The sequence below is a fragment of the Hymenobacter segetis genome (assembly GCF_054776495.1).
On sequence record NZ_BAAHBV010000007.1, the window covers coordinates 1 to 1,441 of the forward strand.

A 1,441-nucleotide genomic window follows, 5' to 3' on the forward strand; every position below is an offset into this window, starting at 1 on the left:
ATAGTGGCGCACGGGTGCGTAACGCGTAACCAACCTACCCGAATCTGGGGGATAGCCCGCCGAAAGGCGGATTAATACCGCATAAAACAACAGAACGGCATCGTTCAATTGTTAAAGATTTATTGGATTCGGATGGGGTTGCGTGCCATTAGCTAGTTGGGGAGGTAACGGCTCACCAAGGCGACGATGGCTAGGGGAGCTGAGAGGCTGGTCCCCCACACGGGCACTGAGATACGGGCCCGACTCCTACGGGAGGCAGCAGTAGGGAATATTGGGCAATGGGCGAGAGCCTGACCCAGCCATGCCGCGTGCAGGATGAAGGCTTTCTGAGTCGTAAACTGCTTTTGCCAGGGAAGAAAAAAGGGCGTGCGCGCTCTACTGACGGTACCTGGTGAATAAGCACCGGCTAACTCCGTGCCAGCAGCCGCGGTAATACGGAGGGTGCAAGCGTTGTCCGGATTTATTGGGTTTAAAGGGTGCGTAGGCGGCCATTTAAGTCTGGGGTGAAAGCCCGTTGCTCAACAACGGAACTGCCCTGGAAACTGGATGGCTTGAGTACAGACGAGGGTGGCGGAATGGATGCTGTAGCGGTGAAATGCATAGATAGCATCCAGAACCCCGATTGCGAAGGCAGCTGCCTAGACTGTAACTGACGCTGAGGCACGAAAGCGTGGGGAGCGAACAGGATTAGATACCCTGGTAGTCCACGCCGTAAACGATGGATACTCGCTGGTGGCGATAGACGGTCACTGGCTTAGCGAAAGCGTTAAGTATCCCACCTGGGGAGTACGCTCGCAAGAGTGAAACTCAAAAGAATTGACGGGGGCCCGCACAAGTGGTGGAGCATGTGGTTTAATTCGATGATACGCGAGGAACCTTACCTAGGCTAGAATGCGCGTGACCGATTCAGAGATGAATCTTTCCTTCGGGACACAAAGCAAGGTGCTGCATGGCCGTCGTCAGCTCGTGCCGTGAGGTGTTGGGTTAAGTCCCGCAACGAGCGCAACCCCTATGTTTAGTTGCCAGCGGATAATGCCGGGGACTCTAGACAGACTGCCTGCGCAAGCAGTGAGGAAGGCGGGGACGACGTCAGGTCATCATGGCCCTTACGCCTAGGGCTACACACGTGCTACAATGGACGGTACAGCGGGTTGCCAACCAGCGATGGTGCGCCAATCCCGAAAAGCCGTTCTCAGTTCGGATCGGAGTCTGCAACTCGACTCCGTGAAGCTGGAATCACTAGTAATCGCGTATCAGCAATGACGCGGTGAATACGTTCCCGGGCCTTGTACACACCGCCCGTCAAGCCATGAAAGTCTGGTAGACCTGAAGCCGGTGCTCCGCAACGAAGCCGGTTAGGGTAGAACAGGTAATTAGGGCTAAGTCGTAACAAGGTAGCCGTACCGGAAGGTGCGGCTGGATCACCTCCTTTCTGGAGCAG

At 55.7% G+C, this 1,441-nt stretch carries 1 rRNA gene; it reads left to right on the forward strand.

The window, feature by feature from the left end:
* Nucleotides 1–1,432: ribosomal RNA gene (locus ACYU70_RS22385) — 16S ribosomal RNA — on the forward strand; the annotation flags it as partial.
* Between the last annotated feature and the right edge of the window lie 9 nt (nt 1,433–1,441).